The organism is Actinomadura sp. NAK00032 (assembly GCF_013364275.1).
Classification (GTDB): domain Bacteria; phylum Actinomycetota; class Actinomycetes; order Streptosporangiales; family Streptosporangiaceae; genus Spirillospora.
In genome coordinates this window covers 8,943,164-8,958,534 of the sequence record NZ_CP054932.1, presented here as the reverse complement: position 1 = coordinate 8,958,534, position 15,371 = coordinate 8,943,164, and the positions used below count along the sequence as shown (strand labels likewise).

The 15,371-nt window shown below is 71.5% G+C and carries 18 protein-coding genes and 1 riboswitch; of the genes, 6 read left to right on the top strand and 12 right to left on the bottom strand.

Going from position 1 to position 15,371, the window contains the following annotated elements:
• Positions 1-3: 3 nt before the first annotated feature.
• From HUT06_RS41290 to HUT06_RS41270, 5 genes are read right to left on the bottom strand one after another with little or no spacing between them, the layout of a single operon-like run.
• Complete coding sequence (locus tag HUT06_RS41290) at positions 4-1,047, bottom strand: SMP-30/gluconolactonase/LRE family protein (protein ID WP_217711647.1); 1,044 nt, start codon at positions 1,045-1,047, stop codon at positions 4-6.
• Positions 1,044-2,198, bottom strand: a complete 1,155-nt coding sequence (locus HUT06_RS41285) for an acyl-CoA dehydrogenase family protein (RefSeq protein WP_176200661.1) — start codon at positions 2,196-2,198, stop codon at positions 1,044-1,046. The genes HUT06_RS41290 and HUT06_RS41285 overlap by 4 nt, the downstream gene beginning before the upstream one ends.
• Positions 2,198-2,839 (bottom strand): carboxymuconolactone decarboxylase family protein, encoded by a 642-nt coding sequence (locus HUT06_RS41280; protein WP_176200660.1) that lies wholly within the window; start codon positions 2,837-2,839, stop codon positions 2,198-2,200. The genes HUT06_RS41285 and HUT06_RS41280 overlap by 1 nt, the downstream gene beginning before the upstream one ends.
• A complete protein-coding gene (locus HUT06_RS41275) occupies positions 2,823-3,395 on the bottom strand; it encodes a VOC family protein (protein ID WP_176200659.1) in 573 nt (190 codons plus the stop codon). The genes HUT06_RS41280 and HUT06_RS41275 overlap by 17 nt, the downstream gene beginning before the upstream one ends.
• Positions 3,392-4,897 (bottom strand): class I adenylate-forming enzyme family protein, encoded by a 1,506-nt coding sequence (locus tag HUT06_RS41270; protein WP_176200658.1) that lies wholly within the window; start codon positions 4,895-4,897, stop codon positions 3,392-3,394. The genes HUT06_RS41275 and HUT06_RS41270 overlap by 4 nt, the downstream gene beginning before the upstream one ends.
• Before the next feature lie 121 nt (positions 4,898-5,018).
• Here HUT06_RS41270 and HUT06_RS41265 point away from each other — a divergent pair, with 121 nt between their 5' ends.
• Genes HUT06_RS41265 through HUT06_RS41255 form a run of 3 tightly spaced genes read left to right on the top strand, consistent with a single transcriptional unit; the run spans position 5,019 to position 7,363 of the window.
• On the top strand, positions 5,019-5,639 hold the full coding sequence (locus HUT06_RS41265) for a TetR/AcrR family transcriptional regulator (protein WP_176200657.1): 621 nt from the start codon (positions 5,019-5,021) through the stop codon (positions 5,637-5,639).
• Between the two features lie 12 nt (positions 5,640-5,651).
• Positions 5,652-6,053, top strand: a complete 402-nt coding sequence (locus HUT06_RS41260) for a nuclear transport factor 2 family protein (protein WP_217711646.1) — start codon at positions 5,652-5,654, stop codon at positions 6,051-6,053.
• Positions 6,050-7,363, top strand: a complete 1,314-nt coding sequence (locus HUT06_RS41255; RefSeq protein WP_176200656.1) for a phosphotransferase — start codon at positions 6,050-6,052, stop codon at positions 7,361-7,363. Before HUT06_RS41260 ends, HUT06_RS41255 begins: the two co-directional genes overlap by 4 nt.
• 138 nt (positions 7,364-7,501) lie before the next feature.
• Here the strand turns inward: HUT06_RS41255 and HUT06_RS41250 are convergent, their stop codons facing one another.
• The gene (locus tag HUT06_RS41250; protein WP_176200655.1) at positions 7,502-8,701 is read right to left on the bottom strand and encodes a helix-turn-helix domain-containing protein; all 1,200 of its coding nucleotides are present in this window, start codon (positions 8,699-8,701) and stop codon (positions 7,502-7,504) included.
• A 179-nt stretch (positions 8,702-8,880) separates the two neighbouring features.
• Between HUT06_RS41250 and HUT06_RS41245 the strand changes: the two genes are divergently transcribed.
• The gene (locus tag HUT06_RS41245) at positions 8,881-9,039 is read left to right on the top strand and encodes a hypothetical protein (protein WP_176200654.1); all 159 of its coding nucleotides are present in this window, start codon (positions 8,881-8,883) and stop codon (positions 9,037-9,039) included.
• A 19-nt stretch (positions 9,040-9,058) separates the two neighbouring features.
• Here HUT06_RS41245 and HUT06_RS41240 read toward each other — a convergent pair whose 3' ends face one another.
• A complete protein-coding gene (locus HUT06_RS41240) occupies positions 9,059-9,529 on the bottom strand; it encodes an N-acetyltransferase family protein (protein WP_368407012.1) in 471 nt (156 codons plus the stop codon).
• Between the two features lie 143 nt (positions 9,530-9,672).
• Between HUT06_RS41240 and HUT06_RS41235 the strand changes: the two genes are divergently transcribed.
• A complete protein-coding gene (locus HUT06_RS41235; RefSeq protein WP_176200653.1) occupies positions 9,673-10,011 on the top strand; it encodes a WhiB family transcriptional regulator in 339 nt (112 codons plus the stop codon).
• Here the strand turns inward: HUT06_RS41235 and HUT06_RS41230 are convergent.
• Complete coding sequence (locus HUT06_RS41230; protein WP_176200652.1) at positions 10,008-10,937, bottom strand: NADPH:quinone oxidoreductase family protein; 930 nt, start codon at positions 10,935-10,937, stop codon at positions 10,008-10,010. The genes HUT06_RS41235 and HUT06_RS41230 overlap by 4 nt on opposite strands.
• 89 nt (positions 10,938-11,026) lie before the next feature.
• Between HUT06_RS41230 and HUT06_RS41225 the strand changes: the two genes are divergently transcribed.
• Positions 11,027-11,614, top strand: coding sequence for a rhomboid family intramembrane serine protease (locus HUT06_RS41225; protein WP_176200651.1), 588 nt, complete (start codon positions 11,027-11,029; stop codon positions 11,612-11,614).
• Here the strand turns inward: HUT06_RS41225 and HUT06_RS41220 are convergent.
• The 4 genes from HUT06_RS41220 to HUT06_RS41205 all read right to left on the bottom strand — a co-directional run bounded on the left by HUT06_RS41220 (position 11,611) and on the right by HUT06_RS41205 (position 15,265).
• Complete coding sequence (locus tag HUT06_RS41220; protein ID WP_176200650.1) at positions 11,611-12,357, bottom strand: SDR family oxidoreductase; 747 nt, start codon at positions 12,355-12,357, stop codon at positions 11,611-11,613. The genes HUT06_RS41225 and HUT06_RS41220 overlap by 4 nt on opposite strands.
• 93 nt (positions 12,358-12,450) lie before the next feature.
• Complete coding sequence (locus HUT06_RS41215; RefSeq protein WP_176200649.1) at positions 12,451-13,908, bottom strand: hypothetical protein; 1,458 nt, start codon at positions 13,906-13,908, stop codon at positions 12,451-12,453.
• Between the two features lie 81 nt (positions 13,909-13,989).
• Positions 13,990-14,775, bottom strand: a complete 786-nt coding sequence (locus tag HUT06_RS41210; RefSeq protein WP_176200648.1) for a sporulation protein — start codon at positions 14,773-14,775, stop codon at positions 13,990-13,992.
• 169 nt (positions 14,776-14,944) lie between these two features.
• Positions 14,945-15,265, bottom strand: coding sequence for a multidrug efflux SMR transporter (locus HUT06_RS41205; RefSeq protein ID WP_176200647.1), 321 nt, complete (start codon positions 15,263-15,265; stop codon positions 14,945-14,947).
• Between the two features lie 31 nt (positions 15,266-15,296).
• Positions 15,297-15,363, bottom strand: a riboswitch (guanidine-III (ykkC-III) riboswitch).
• Positions 15,364-15,371 lie beyond the last annotated feature (8 nt).

The window sequence follows — 15,371 nt, the reverse complement described above, 5'->3', positions numbered from 1 at the left end:
CCGTCAGGTGGCGTGGTTGAGCACGAGGCCGGGGAACGGCCAGTTCTCGATCTTGAGGAGCCGACCGGTGCTGGAGGCGGTCACGTAGGCGGTGCGCATGTCCTCGCCGCCCCAGGTGATGTTGGTGATGCCCGGGTCGCCGTCCACGTCGATGTCGACGAAGCGGACCAGGTCGCCCTTCGGGCTGACGATCGAGATGCCCGCGTGCACCATGGACGCGACGCACACGTTGCCGTGGCCGTCCACGCCGAGCGAGTCGAAGTTGGTGTAGTCGGCCGCCGTGTAGAGGAAGTTCCCGCCGCCGGAGCCGCCGAGCGACTTCCCGCCCTTGATCTGGCCGGGGCCGGTGACGTCCCACCACCAGACGCGCGCCGTGTAGGTCTCGCTGACGTACAGGCGCGTGCCGTCCGGAGAGAGGCCGATGCCGTTCGGGCCTTCCATCCCTCCGGCGATCATCTCGATGGACGAGCCGTCCGCCTTGGCGTAGAAGAGGCGGCCCTTGTCACCGGTGACGCCGTCGCTCTTGCCGTAGTCGGTGAAGTAGATGCCGCCGTGGGCGTCCACCACGAGGTCGTTGGGGCCGCGGAGGCCGTCGCTGTAGAGGGTCTCGACGGACCCGTCCGACAGGTCGACGGCCTGGATGCTGCCGCCCTTGTAGTCGGCGGGGATGCCGCCGGCGAACACGAACCCGCCGACCTCGAAGCGGTTGAGGCCGCCGGAGTTGGCGATGTAGACGCGCCCGTCCGGGCCGAGCGCCGACCCGTTCGGGCCGCCGCCGGTCTCCGCCGCGACGGACGTGGTGCCGTCCGGCTTCACGCGGGTCAGCGTGCCCCGGTGCAGCTCGACGACGAGCACGTCCCCGTTCGGCAGGACGGTCGGGCCCTCGGGGAACAGCAGCCCCTCGGCCAGCTTGGTGATCTTCATTTTCTTTCCCTTTCGCGGACGCGGCCGGCCGGCGGCGGCCGCGGTGCCGGACGTGCCGAGCGTGCCGAGCACGGCCGCCGTGCCGAGCCCGCCGAGCAGCGACCTGCGGGTGAGGCTTCTCAACCGAGCTCCCGCAGGATGCGGCGTGCGGTGCTCTGGATGTGGACCTCGTCCGGCCCGTCGTAGATCCGGGCCTCCCGCGCGTGCCGGTACATGCGGGACAGCGGCGTGTCGTCGGTGAGCCCGGCGGCGCCGTGCACCTGGACGGCGCGGTCGATGACGTTGTGCAGCATCCGCGCCCCGACGACCTTGATCGCGCCGATCTCGATCCGCGCCTGGCTGCCCGCGTCGATCTGCTCGGCCGCCTGGAGGGTGAGCAGCCGCGCGGCATGGATCTCGGTGTAGGAGTCGAAGACGTGCTGCTGCATCAGCTGCTTCGCCGACAGCGGCTCGCCGAACGCCACGCGGGTCCCGAGGCGGGCGCACATCAGCTCGAACGCGCGCTGTGCCTGCCCGAGCCAGCGCATGCAGTGGAAGATGCGGCCGGGGCCGAGCCGGTCCTGGGCGATGACGAAGCCGTGCCCGCGCGGGCCGAGGAGGTTGTCGGCCGGGACGCGCACGTCGTCGTAGGCGACCTCGTAGTGGCCGCCGTTGATGCCGAGGACGGGCGTCTCCCGGACGATCCGGTACCCCGGCGTGTCCGTCGGCACGACGATCATGCTGAAGGAGCGGTGCGGGGCCGTCCCCTCGGGCTCGGTGCGGCACATGACCGTCGTGTAGGCGGCGTCGGCGGCGCCCGTCGTGAACCACTTGCGGCCGCTGATGACCCAGTGGTCGCCGTCCAGCACGGCCTTCGTCCGGAGCTGCGTCGGGTCGGAGCTGGCGATGTCCGGCTCGGTCATCGCGAAGCTCGGCGAGACCTCGCCCGCGACCATCGGGGCCAGGTAGCGCTCGCGCCAGCGGGGGCTCGCGTACTTGTGCAGCATCAGCGAGTCCTGGAGGGTGAACGTGCCGAGGGCGAGCTGCCCCCACTCGCTGCGTCCCTGCACCTCGTTGACGTAGACGTAGTCGAGGAACGGCAGGCCGCCGCCGCCCAGCTCGGCGGGGTGGCCGAGCGCCCACAGGCCCTCGGCCTTCGCCTGCTCCCGCAGCTCGCGGAGCGTCTCGCGGTCGCCGCCGTTCAGCGCGGGTTCGGCCGGTTCGACGCGCTCGGTCATGAACGCGTGCACGGCGTCCCGGACGCCGCGGACCCGCTCGGGCACGGGGAACAGCATCAGCCCGCCCCGGTCAGGTCGGCCGAGATGTCGCGGTTCCCGTAGCCCTCGGGCGCCGCGACCTCCACGATCGGCTCGGGGCGGTCGTCGAACTCCAGCCGCAGCGCGCGCGACATCGTCGCGTGCATCTCGTACATGCAGGTGATGTAGGTGAGCTGGAGGATCTCCTTGTCGGAGAGGTGCTCCTTGAGGATGTCGAAGACCGCGTCGGGCGTCCGGCCGCCGTCCAGGACGAGGCAGTCGGTGTAGGCGAGGACGGCCCGCTCCAGCGCCGAGTAGCAGTCGGCCGTCTGCCAGTGCGGGATGGACTCGATCTTCTCCTCGGCCATGCCGAGCGCCCGCATCTGCTTGCAGTGCTGCGAGAACACGAACTGGCTGCCGCGCGCCCAGCCCGCCCGGCACTGGCCCAGCTCCCGCAGCACCGGGTCGAGGTCGGCGTTGCGGTACAGCGCGAAGCCCCGGACGGCGTGCCGGAACACGTCGGGGGACTGGGCGAACACCGTCCACCAGTCGCCGGGCGAGCCGGTCGCGGTGCCGTGGTCGACGGCCGGGTCGCGGTCGGGCGCGAACAGGTGGTCGTAGAAGAAGAGGATGCGCTCGTCGGTGACTTCGGCGCGGGGGACCTCACGCAGTCGCGGCATGCTTGTCCTTCGGAACGGTGCGGTCGGCGGCGGTCTTCGGCTCGTGGGAGACGTCGGAGTCGTCGAACTCGCGCGTCCAGCAGGCGAATTCGAGGAGGATCCCGTCGGGGTCCTGGAAGTAGAAGGAGCGGACGAACACGCCCTCGTCGAAGTCGCGGGAGACGCCCATCGGGCTGTCGTCGTGGTTCAGGATCGGGCTGACCGTGACGCCCTTCTCCTTGAGCCGCTTGCGGTACTCCTCGAACTTCTCCGGCGGGACGTGGAACGCGACGTGGTTCATCGACCCGACCGCGCTGAGCAGCTCGCCCTGCTCGGGGCGTCCGGCGGGCGCGGAGATCCCGGGGACGCCGTCCGGCGCGTCCGGGAACCAGAAGAACGCCACGCAGTCGCCGCCGCCGCAGTCGAAGAAGAAGTGCTGGCCCATTCCGGCGGGCAGGTCGAGGGTCTTGATGAGCGGCATTCCGAGGACGCCGGAGTAGAAGTCGATGGTGCGTTTCATGTCGGACGACACCAGCGCCAGGTGGTTGATGCCGCCGAGTTCGAACTCGGTGTTCACGGGACCTCCTTGAATCGGGAGCGCAGTTCGCGTTTCAGGACCTTGCCGGCGACGTTGCGGGGCAGTTCGGGGACGAACTCGACGCGGCGCGGGACCTTGTAGCCGCCGAGGTGCTCGCGGGCGAACGCGATGACGTCGTCCGCCCCGATCTCCGCGCGCGCCACGACGGCGGCGCAGACCGACTCGCCCCAGCGCGGGTCGGGGACGCCGAACACGGCCGCGTCCGCGATCGCCGGGTGCCGGTAGAGGACCTGCTCGACCTCGCGGGACGCCACGTTCTCCCCGCCGGTGATGATCATGTCCTTGATCCGGTCGACGATGTAGACCATGCCCTCGGCGTCCCGCCGGACGACGTCGCCGGTGCGGAACCAGCCGTCCCGGAACGCCTCGGCGGTCAGCTCCGGCTCGCGCCAGTAGCCGCGCATCACCTGGTCGCAGCGCACGACCATCTCGCCGGGCTCCCCATCGGGGACGTCGCGGAAGTCCTCGTCCACGATCCGGACGTCGGCGAGGTCCATGACGCGGCCGGCGGCGGCGAGCAGGTGCGTCTCCCCGGCGGCGGCGCGGCGGTGCTCGGCGATCCCGAAGTGCAGGATGTTGCCGCCCAGCTCGCTCATCCCCATGCCCTGGTAGAAGTCGCAGCCGAGGACGTCCATCCCGCGGCGCAGCACCTCGGCCGGGATCGCGGACGCGCCGTACCCGATGGTCTCCAGCGTCCCGAGGTCGCGGTCCTCGATGCCGGGATGCGCCAGCAGGAACGCGATCATCGTCGGCGCCAGCCCGGTCTGCGTGATCCGCCACTCGGCGACCCGCCGCAGGAACGTGTCGTTGTCGTAGGACCGGACGATCCCGACCGTCGCGCCGCGCATGTGGTAGACGACGGCGGTGTAGCCGCCGACGTGGCAGAGCGGGAAGCAGAACAGGAACCGGGTCGCGTCCGGGATCTCCCAGTGCGCCACCGAGCCGACCACCCCGGTGACCAGGTTGCGGTGGCTGAGCATGACGCCCTTGGGGCGGCCGGTGGTGCCGCTGGTGTAGACGAGCCAGGCGACGGAGTCCTCGTCGGGGCGCGGCGGCTCGGTCGCGGGCGCCTTCTCGACCAGGTCGCGGTAGTCGTCGTCCAGGTTCAGGACGGTCTTCACCGACGGCATCGCGTCGCGGAGCCGGTCCATCTCCTCGACGTACTCGCTGCTCACGATCAGCACCGACGCCTGCGCGTGGTCGACGAGCCCCGCGATCTCGGACGGGTGCAGCCGGTGGTTGAGGAAGGTCAGCGCCATCCCGGCACCCGGGACTCCGTAGTACAGCTCGAAGTACTCCGGCCGGTTCCCCGACAGCACGGCCACCCGGTCGCCCGGCTCGGCGACCGTCAGCAGGGCGTTCGCGGTGCGCCGCACCCGGTCGCGCAGCTCGGCGAAGGTGACGGACTCGTCCTCGAACAGGACCGCCGCGCGCTCGGGGTGCTTGCGCGCCGCGTACTCGACGATGTCGTTGATCAGCATGCCCGGCCCGCCATCGCGCCTCCAGGGAGTTGACTTGACAGTCATATCAAGTTGCTCGATGCTCGGATACTGTTCCCGCGAGCATCGGGTTGTCAAGGCCCCGGAGAGAGGAACCACGGTCATGCGGAGCGGCGACGAACCCGGCGGCCAGCCGCTCACCGAGCGCGGCGCCCGGACCAGGGAGCGCCTGCTCACGGCCGCCCGCGAGGTGTTCGAGGAGCACGGCTTCCTGGAGACCCGCGTCGCGCACATCACCCGGCACGCCCGGGTCGCCTACGGGTCCTTCTACACCTACTTCCCGTCCAAGGAAGCGGTGTTCCTGGAGGTCGCCGACCGGCTGTTCGCCGACATGACCGACCACGCCCTCGTCCCGCTGACCGGTCCGTCCCCGGCCGCCCGCATCCGCCGCGCCAACCGCGCCTACTACGAGGCGTACCTGCGCAACGCGAAGATGATGGCGATCATCGAGCAGGTCGCGACGTTCAACGCCGAGTTCCAGGAACTGCGGCGCAAGCACCGGGCCGCGTCCGCCGAGCGCTCCGCGCGGGCGATCGCGCGATGGCAGCGCGAGGGGCTCGTCCCGCCCGACCTCGACCCCGAGACCGCCGCCCGCGCCCTCGCCGCGATGGTGGACCACTCGCTGTACCTGTCGCTCGTCCAGGGCAACGACCCCCCGGGCACCGATCGGCTCCTGGACACCCTGGACACCCTCACCGTCCGAGCCCTCGGCCTGCCGTCCTGACGAAGGAGACCCGTGGAACTCGCCGACCGCTTTATGACCGCCATCACCTCGGGAGACGTCGACGCACTCCGCGCGATCTACGCGCCGGACGCGCGGATCTGGCACAACGGACCCGGCCCCGGCGGCGGCTCCGAGCAGAGCGTCGACGACAACCTCCGCACGCTGCGCTGGCTGTCGCGCAACCTGGCGGACTTCCGCTACGAGGAGATCCGCCGCGACCCCCTGCCGGACGGCTACGTCCAGCGGCACGTCCTGCGCGGCGCCCTCCCCGACGGCACACCGGTCGAGATGGCCGCGTGCCTGTTCGCGACGGTGTCGTCCGGGCGGATCACCCGCATCGAGGAGTACGCCGACACCCGGGGCAGCGACCCGCTGCGCGACCTCGCCGCCGCCCAGCGCGCGGCCCGCGCATGACCCCCGTGGCGGCCGCCCTCGCGGCCCGCCTCGACGCGGAGATCACCGGCCTGCGCCGCCTGTCCGGCGGCGCCAGCCGCGAGACCTGGTCGTTCGACGCCGGCGGCCGCGCCCTGATCCTGCGCCGCGACCCGCCCGGCTCCCCCGACCCGACCGCGATGGCCCGCGAGGCGGCCCTGCTCGCCTCCGCCGCCGCGGCCGGCGTCCCCGTCCCCGCCCTCGCCGACCACGGCGACGACCTGGCCGGCGCCCCCTTCCTGATCATGGAGCGCCTCCCCGGCGAGACGATCCCCCGCCGCCTCCTGCGCGACGACCGCTTCGCCGCCGTCCGCCCCACCCTGGCCCGCGACCTCGGCGCGATCCTGGCCCGCCTGCACACCATGGCGCCCGTCCCGGACCTCCCCGACCTCGACCCCCTCGACGCCCTCACCGAGTACTACGCGAACTTCGAGGCCCGCCCGGCCGTCGAACTGGCGCTCCGCTGGCTGGACGACAACCGCCCGCCCGCCTCGGGCCCCCGCACGGTCGTCCACGGCGACTTCCGCAACGGCAACCTGATGATCGACGAGACGGGCGTCCGCGGCGTCCTCGACTGGGAACTGACCCACCTCGGCGACCCGGCCGAAGACCTCGGCTGGCTCTGCACGAAGGCCTGGCGCTTCGCCTCCCCGCACCCCGTGGGCGGCTTCGGCCCCCGCGAAGACCTCCTGGAGGGCTACGCCTCCGCCGGCGGCACCCCGCCCACCCCGGAGGAACTCCACTGGTGGGAGGTCTACGGCACCCTCCGCTGGCTGATCCTGTGCCGCCACCAGGCCGAGCGCTACCTGACGGGCTCAGACCCGTCCATCGAGTACGCCGTCCTGGGCCGCAAGGTCTGCGAGCAGGAACACGACCTGCTCCTAGCCATGGGCCTGACCGAACCCACAACCGTCCAAGACCCCCTGGAAACGGCCCAACCGACCAGCACACCTCCACACGACCGCCCTGACGCACGAGCCCTGATCGACGCAGTAGGCACGTTCCTCCTCCAGGCAGAGCAGCCCGACGACCGCCTACGCTTCCACGCCCGAGTAGCCGCCGCGGCCCTGGCCATAGCCCGCCGAGAACTCCTCCTAGGCGAAGCCCACAAGAAGGCTCACAAAACCCGCCTCCGCAACCTCAACTGCAAAACAGACACAGACCTGGCAAAGGCGATCCGCGAAGGCGCCCTAGACACCCGAATGGACGAGGTGACCCAGGCGGTACGCGACTCGGTAGTGGACAAACTCACAGTCGCCAACCCCCGCCACCTATCCCTCCCCGGCGCCTGACCTCCCGCCGAAAAGCATGACCGCCACCGGGCAGAAGTGTCCGTGGTCGGCGGCGACCGGCAAGAGGCACCGCACGATGCGCGCGATGTGAGGACGGACGTACGCGCAGATCAAGGCGAGTAGGCACTCGCCGCCTGGTCAGCCGGTGGGCCCCTCGCTGCCGCGTCCGGTGGCCGTGCATAGTTCTCGGTATGCCTCGTTCAGTTCGGTCGCGGGGACGTCGCGGGCCTCCACAGCAGCGATCACTTCGGCTGCACGCCAGTAATTCGACGGCACCAACCGTCCGCTCGTGACCGCCTCCAACGCCGTGTGCGCCGCCTCGTCCGGCTGGTCCGCGGCGAGCAGCGCGAGCGCGAGGTCGAGCCGCGCCGACGCCGCGCGGCGAGGACGCGCCGGTCCAGTGGACGGACGCTCAAGGCGCGCCAGCACACCCCTTGCATAAAGCTCGGCCGCGGGGTCACCGACCCATGCGAGCGTGGTCGCCGTGTAGGCATCGCTTTTGGCCGGGTCGTACCGGAAATGGTGCTCGGGACGCTCGGGCATGGGGAGAGGCTCGACGAGCCGCTCGACGCTTGAAAGGGCACTTCTCGTCTCTGTGGCGGCGCCCAGCCGAGCCCACGCCCTTCCCTCCTGCGCGGTGGCCTGGATGAATGCCGATCCGCCGCGCGGCGCGACCTCCTGCGCCCCCCGGGCGAAGGTGATCGCGTCCGCGTAGTCGCCATCGGTGAGCCGCTGCCAAGCGCGCGTCTCCAGCGTCCACGCGAGGATCTCGCGGTGGTCGGCGTGCTCGGCGAACTGGGCGGCCGTGCGGAGCCGGGCGGCGGCGGAAGGGCGCCGCCCTAGGTCGATGTCGCACGTCGCGGCGAGCAGCGACAGCCAGGCGCCGACGACGACCAGGCGGCGGCGCTCGGCGAGCGTCATGCGGACGTCCATGAGCGCGGAAACGTGGCCGAGGTACCGCCCGACGCGTGCCCGCAACTCGCCTGGCGCGGTGCGCGGATAGGCGGACGCGAGATCGTCCACAGCCGATTCGAGAGCGACGAGGGTGTCCTCTCCAACGTCGCTCGCGGCGACGCGGCGCACCAGTTCCACCGCTTGGATCTCGTCGTCCAATGGCGCGGCGGCGGCCAGTGGAGCCGACGGCGGTCGGAGCGCCGCCAGTTCGCCGCCCGCGTCGAGGACCTCGTCGAGCCGCTCAGCCGGCGCCGCCGACGGTGACCGCTCGCCTCGGGCGACCCTCGACAGGTAGCCGTCATCGCACGGGACGAGCCGGGCCAGCGCGCGTTGGCTGATACCCCGCTCGGACATCAGCGTGCGGACCTTCTCGCCGAACGTCATCGCATCGCCCCGTTTCGTCCGGGTCGACCCGTTGCCACTTGCTGCCCGCGTCGGCCTGGCAACAGGCAGTGGCTTCCACGCTAACTCGGGGCGCGGTCGAGTGGGGGACGAACGACGTCGCATGACGCGAAGACGGCCCCGGTCGGCGGGTGAACCCCGGTGTTCCGGGGCCTGACCGTGTGTGGTTCCTGGAGCAGGGCGGCCGGATCGCGGCGACGATCATCGACATGGGCGGCGGGATGTGGCGCGTCCGCGCACCGGAGGGGAACGTCCGCACCGTCACCATCCCAGACGGCACCATCACCCCGGCGTTGTACGTGGCCGAGCGGGTCACCTAGAGCGGCCAGTGGGGGCGGGTCAGGTGAGGTGGTACTTCATGCCCATGTGGGAGGGGCGGAAGCCCATCTTCTGGTAGAAGCGGATGGCGTCGGGGCGCTGGCGGTCGGTGGTGAGCTGGACGACGCGGCAGCCGCGGGCGCGGGCGCGGTCGATGGCGTAGTCGATCATGAGCTGGCCGACGCCGCGGCCGCGCTGCTCGGCGGCGATGCGGACGCCCTCGATCTGGGCGCGCTCGCCGCCGGTGTAGGTGAGGCCGGGGATGAAGGTGAGCTGGAGGGTGCCGGCGAGCTCGCCCGCCACCTCCGCGACGAGCACCGTGTTGTTGGGGTCCTTCTCGATCGCGGCGAAGGCGGTGAAGTAGGCCTCCGGGATCTCCTCGCCCGGTGTTTCACGGGTCGATCCCAGGGGATCGTCGGCGAGAAGCCGGACGATCTGGGGGAGATCGGCCGCGGTCGCCTCGCGGAAGGTCACTTCTTGATCACGCTGCACACCTCACAGGTTATCCGGACGCTAAGTTGCAACGTTCACGCATGTCTTGTAGTACTACGTGTTGTAGTACTACGTTGAGTGGAGACCACCCCGGCCGAGGAGAACCCCGCACGGTGGTCTCGTCGCGGCGCAGGGAGAAGCCAATGCACGTCAACGAGAACAACGAGAACGAGGAGCACTGGACCGACCACGCCATCTGCCGCGGTGCCGATCCGGACCTGTTCTTCCCGATCGGCTACTCGGCGCCGGTGCTCCAGGCGCAGGAGGACGCCGCCAAGGCGATCTGCGCGAACTGCCCGGTGAAGGCCGAGTGCCTCGCGTGGGCGCTGAAGGTCGGTGAGCCCGACGGCGTCTGGGGCGGGACGACCCCGGAGGAGCGCCGCTACCTCCGCCGGACGGCCGAGGCCCCGGCGCGGCGGCCGCTGCCCGTCATCGTGGTGCGCGGCGACGCCTCCGAGTCGGAGCACGCCTCCGCCGCCTAGGGGAGCAGGGCCACCTTGCCCACGACGCGGCGGTTCAGCAGGTCGTCCAGGACGCCTGCCGCCGATGCGAGCGGTGCCGTACGGGGCGGCACCGGGGTGAGGTCGCCCTTGGCGACCATGGCGAGGAGTTCGTCCAGGAGGGCGCGCTGCGCGTCGGGGTTCGCCATCGACCAGGCGCCCCAGTCGACGCCGACGATCGCGCGGTTGCGCAGCAGCACCTGGTTCAGGGGGAGGGACGGGATGTCCCCGGAGGCGAACCCGATCACGACGTAGCGGCCCCGTTCACGCAGGGAGCGCAGGGCGGGGTCGGCGAGGGCGCCGCCGACGGGGTCGTAGACCACGTCCACGCCGCCGTCCGACCATGCGCGGGCGGCCGTCTTGATGTCGTCGCTGGTGGCGATGGTCTCGTCCGCGCCCGCGTCGCGGGCGGCCTGCTGTTTCGCCTCTGTCGAGGCTGCTGCCAGGACACGGGCACCCATGGCCTTGGCGATCTGCACCGCCGCCAGGCCCACGCCGCCGCCGGCGCCCAGGACCAGCACCGACTCGCCGGGCCGCAGGGCCGCGCGGTCGCGGAGGGCGAACAGGGCCGTGCAGTAGCTCTGCGTGAACGTGGCGGCGCGGGGGAAGTCCAGTTCGTCCGGGATCGGGACGGCCGAGGACGCGGGCACCGCCACCTCGGTCGCGAAGCCGCCGAGCCCGCACATCGCGAGGACGCGCTCCCCGGTCGGCAGCGTCCCCGCCACCTCGCTGCCCGGCACGAACGGCAGCGGCGGCTTGATCTGGTACCGGCCCTGGACGAAGAGGGCGTCCACGTAGTTGACCCCCGCCGCCTCGACGGTGACGAGCACCTGACCGGGGCCGGGGACGGGGGAGGCGGTCTCCGTGACGACGACCGAGCCGAGTTCCTCGCAGATCGCAGCGCGCATCCGCCCACTATGCCGGAAACGCCCGCTGGCACCTTCCCCGCCTCCCGGTCGTTGACGGTTCAGGGACGTCCAGACATACGGTGGCTGACATGAGCTTTACCCCCGACCGGCAGCGTTCCGAGGAGCTGGCGAAGCACGGGTTCCGGGCGCTGTCGTCGCTCGTGCTGATCGTCTCCGTGACCGCCGTGATGTGGGTGCTGGAGGCGTTCGACTACACGACCGACGGCTGGCTCGACCGGTTCGGGATCCAGCCGCGCGACGTCAACGACCTCCCGGACATCTTCACCGCCCCCTTCATGCACGCCGGGTTCGGCCACCTGATGGCCAACACGCTGCCGTTCCTCGTCCTCGGGTTCATCGCGGCGGCGCGCGGCATCGCCAAGTTCCTCGCCGCCAGCCTGATCATCATCGTGGTCGGCGGGCTCGGGGTGTGGTTCCTCAGCTCGGCGAACACGCTCGGGTCCAGCATCCTGATCTTCGGCTTCTTCGGCTACCTGGTCGGACGCGGGATCTTCGAGCGGCGGCTGCTCGACATCGGCATCGCGGTCGCCGTCGTCGCCGTCTACGGGACGATGATCCTCGGCGTCATCCCCGGTGACCCCGGCATCTCCTGGCAGGGCCACCTGTTCGGCCTCGTCGGCGGCGTCCTGGCCTCCTGGTTCCTGCGCCGGAGCTAGTTCGGACGGACGGTGACGTCAGAGACGACCGCGTCGCGCGGGGTCTCCAGGGCCGCGACCAGGACGCGGGCGACGGTGCCCGGCGCCGCGAAGTCGTCCTCGGCGTAGCTCTGGCCCTCCTGGGCGCGCACCTTGCGCTGCATCTCCGTGGCCGTCCGGCCCGGGTAGACGGTCGTCACGCGCAGCGCCGGCTCCTCGGCGCGCAGCGAGTCGGCGAGGGCGCGCAGCCCGAACTTGCTCGCCGCGTACGCCGACCACTCGGGGTTCGCGCGGAGCCCGGCGGTGGAGTTCACGAAGACGACGTGCCCCTGGGCGGCGCGCAGCGCGGGCAGCAGCAGGCGGGTCAGCTCCGCCGCCGACACCAGGTTCACCGACAGGTGCTCCATCCACTCGTCGGCCTCCAGCTCGGCGACCGTCGACAGGTGCACCATGCCCGCCGCGTGGACGACGCCGTCCAGCCGCGGCGGGATCCCGGCCATCGCGAGGGACGCCTCGATGCGGCGCGGCTCCGTCAGGTCCAGCGGGACGGTCGTGACGGTCCCGGCGCGCGGCGGCGCCGTCACCGCGCCGGGGTTGATGACCTGGGTGGCGGCGTGCGCGCCGGTCTCCAGCGTCCGGGCGAGCGCGCCGAGGCGCTCGGGGGAGCGGCCGGTGAGGATCAGGTCGTGCCCGCGCTCGCGCAGCAGCTCGGCGACCGCCGTGCCGATGCCGCCCGTCGCCCCGGTGATCAGATACGTGCCCATGGAGTCCCATTCTCGTCGGTCCCTATCCGGGTGGACGCCCGGGGCGGGGTGTTGGTTCGGCGGGTCGGCGGGGCGCCCCCGCCAGGGCGCGGCCTAGTTGGGGCGCAGCACCCGGGTCACGCCGGCGATCAGCGCGGTGGCCAGCACCCAGCCCGTCGTGACGAGCCCGTAGGCCACCCACCGGGACCAGGCCACCGCGTCGTACGACAGCTGCTGCCCGAACGTGTCGAGCGGGATCAGCAGGTCCAGCGTGTAGATCAGCGCGTGGAAGGCGGGCAGCTCGTTGCCCGGCTTCACCGGACGGGGGTGCTCGATCGAGAACACCGTCGTCCCGAGGGCGAGCAGCGCGGCGAACCAGGCGAACGCGAGCCACGGCCGGTAGCCGAACCCGACCGTCCAGTCCAGGAGGTGGTTCCACGCCTTGGCGACGGGGTGGAGCCTGCGGCGGCGGGCGCGCAGCTTGGCGAGCTGGACCTTGCGCGCGAGGTCGTCGTGGCCGATGCCGTGGTACCAGGCGGCGAGCTGCTCGTACGGCTGGAGGTGGAACTCCTTGTCGCGCGCCACCCAGCTCAGCCGGTCCTTGAACTCGGCGCCGCGCAGCGTCTGGTACGTCAGGCCGTTCAGGTACAGCTCGTCCGGCCAGACGGACGGATGGTCCATGATCAGGTCGATCCGGGAGAACGACAGCGACACCCGGCCCTTGATCTTCTCCTCCGGCCACAGGAGCAGCTCGTCGGCCTGGATGTGGCTGGCGTGCAACGCCATCCGGGCCGGGTCGCTGGAGTCGAGGCGCGCCTTGCTGAACGACAGGATGCCGTTGAAGCGGCCGCTGCGGAGCCGGACGGTGCCGTTCGCGGTGAAGCCGTTGCTGAGCTCGGCCGCGTCCTCGACGACGATGTTCTGCGCGTCCAGGGCGATCCGGCCGGGGTTGTTCAGGACGGTCCGCTCCATGAACAGGCCGCCGTTCATCCGCGCGCCGACGAACCGGATCCCGCCGGTGATCTCCGCGTCCCGGATGAACGTGCCGACCTCGACGACGAGGCCGCCGCTGAAGATCGCCCACTTGGCGGGGTCGGTCACCGTGATGCGGGTGCCGTTCATCCGCAGGCCGCCCGAAAGCTGCGCCCTCGGCAACTGCACCGAGCCCTCGATCTGCGACCCGGACAGGCTCATGTAGCCGTCCGCGCGGAGCCCGCCGCCGTCGAAGCCGGGCATCCGGCAGTTCGCGAACCGCAGCTGCCGGGTCTCGGCGTTGGAGAAGTTCGGCTCCTCGACGAGCCGGCACTCCTCCAGCCGCAGTTCGTGCTCGGTGGTGCCGCCCTTGAGGTCGATCTGCCCGGTGATGTAGGCGCCGCGCAGCCGGACGGCGGCGACCGCGCCCGGCCGGGTCTCGCCGGCGCCGAGCAGCAGCCGGGTGATGGTCTCGGCGCGGACGATGCGGTCGGGGTCGGGTCCGGCGGGCCGGTCGTCGCCGAGGACGACGCGGGCGCCGGTCGGGAACGCGGCCCACAGGCGCCGTTCCGCGTCGTTCAGTCCGGGGGGCTGGGGCACGGAACCTCTTTCTACGCGGCGATCCCCTCCGCGATCAACTTCGCGGAGGGGATCCCTGAAGGACGCCTCGGAGCCGGACGCCTAGAAGAAGCCCCGGCGGCGGCCGGCGTCCTGGAGGAAGCCGTCGAGCTGCTGCTCCCAGTTGGTGTGGTCGACGGTCGCGTAGTCGACGGTGAAGCGGCTGAACGCGTCGTGCCCCTCGGTGAACACGCCGCCGCGCTTGTCCAGCTCCAGCACGACCTCCATGGACTGCGGGTAGGACACGAACGTCACTTCGAGCTGCTTGATGCCGCGCGCGTACTGGCCCGGCGGGTAGAACTCGATCTCCTGGTAGAACGGCAGCTCCTGGTGGACGCCCCAGATGCGGCCCTTCTCGCAGTCGGCGTTGCGGAACTGGAAGCCGAGGTTGGAGAAGGCCGCGAGGATGCGCTCCTGCGCGGGCAGCGGGTGGACGGCGATGGGGTCGAGGTCGCCCGGGTCGAGCGCCCCCGCCACCTCCAGCTCGGTCGCGATGCCGACCGTGGTGCCGTGCAGCGCGCGCCCGTACATGTGCGTGAGGGGAGCTTCCCACGGGATGGGCATCTGGAACGGGACGCTGTGCCGGGCGCCCTCCTGGAGGCTGAAGCCGCCCGCGACGGGCATCTTCGCGTACTCCAGGTTGGACGAGTACTCGTTGTCGCCCGACTCGACCTCGACCCTGGTGCGGAGCGCGAGGTTCACCGACTTGATGTCGGAGTTGTACTGGCCGCCGATGATGGTGACCTCGCCCGTGACGACGCCGCCGGGCGTCGTGTTCGGGTCGTGCAGGATCGTTTCGATCGATGGGCCGCCGATGCCCATCGCCTGCCGCAGCTTCTTGAAGACCAAGGTCGGTCCCTCCCGTGTCCGAGCACTCCCCGCGCTCTCGTCCCATAGACGCTGTTACGGGAGATTACGTTCCGGAGAAACGGTTGTGACCTGCGAACGGCCGGGCCCGCTGGCCGCCTGCGGCCAGCAGACCCGGCGCGCGGCGGCCGGCGGGCCGTCCGCCCGGCGCTCAGTGGCCGCCCGCGAGGTTCAGCCCGATCACGCCGAGGATGATCAGCGCCAGCGCGCCGATCTTGACGGCGGACACCTGGTCGCCCATGACGAGCATGCCGAGCGCCGCCGTCCCGACGGCGCCGATGCCGACCCAGACGGCGTAGGCGGTGCCGACGTCGAGGTTCTTCAGGGCCAGGTTGAGCAGCCCGAAGCTGGTGACGGCGAACACGAGGAAGCCGACGGACGGCAGCGGTTCGGTGAAGCCCTTGCTGCCCTTCAGGCAGAGGGCCATGGCGACCTCGAAGAGGCCGGCGACGATGACGAGGACCCAGGCCATGGTTGCGCTCCCGGTGCGAGACGACGGTGGTCGCGCGTCGTCTTCGCTTTCCGGGTACGGCGCACCTCGTCCGGGAGGGCCGGTGCTCGCGGCTCCGGCGTCCTCG

Bases quoted from the DNA above. Each gene is read 5' to 3' on its own strand.
- HUT06_RS41285 (WP_176200661.1), bottom strand. From the start codon at position 2,198: ATGCTGTTCCCCGTGCCCGAGCGGGTCCGCGGCGTCCGGGACGCCGTG.
- HUT06_RS41270 (WP_176200658.1), bottom strand. From the start codon at position 4,897: ATGCTGATCAACGACATCGTCGAGTACGCGGCGCGCAAGCACCCCGAG.
- HUT06_RS41280 (WP_176200660.1), bottom strand. From the start codon at position 2,839: ATGCCGCGACTGCGTGAGGTCCCCCGCGCCGAAGTCACCGACGAGCGC.
- HUT06_RS41225 (WP_176200651.1), top strand. From the start codon at position 11,027: ATGAGCTTTACCCCCGACCGGCAGCGTTCCGAGGAGCTGGCGAAGCAC.
- HUT06_RS41230 (WP_176200652.1), bottom strand. From the start codon at position 10,937: ATGCGCGCTGCGATCTGCGAGGAACTCGGCTCGGTCGTCGTCACGGAG.
- HUT06_RS41235 (WP_176200653.1), top strand. From the start codon at position 9,673: ATGCACGTCAACGAGAACAACGAGAACGAGGAGCACTGGACCGACCAC.
- HUT06_RS41265 (WP_176200657.1), top strand. From the start codon at position 5,019: ATGCGGAGCGGCGACGAACCCGGCGGCCAGCCGCTCACCGAGCGCGGC.
- HUT06_RS41250 (WP_176200655.1), bottom strand. From the start codon at position 8,701: ATGACGTTCGGCGAGAAGGTCCGCACGCTGATGTCCGAGCGGGGTATC.
- HUT06_RS41220 (WP_176200650.1), bottom strand. From the start codon at position 12,357: ATGGGCACGTATCTGATCACCGGGGCGACGGGCGGCATCGGCACGGCG.
- HUT06_RS41205 (WP_176200647.1), bottom strand. From the start codon at position 15,265: ATGGCCTGGGTCCTCGTCATCGTCGCCGGCCTCTTCGAGGTCGCCATG.
- HUT06_RS41255 (WP_176200656.1), top strand. From the start codon at position 6,050: ATGACCCCCGTGGCGGCCGCCCTCGCGGCCCGCCTCGACGCGGAGATC.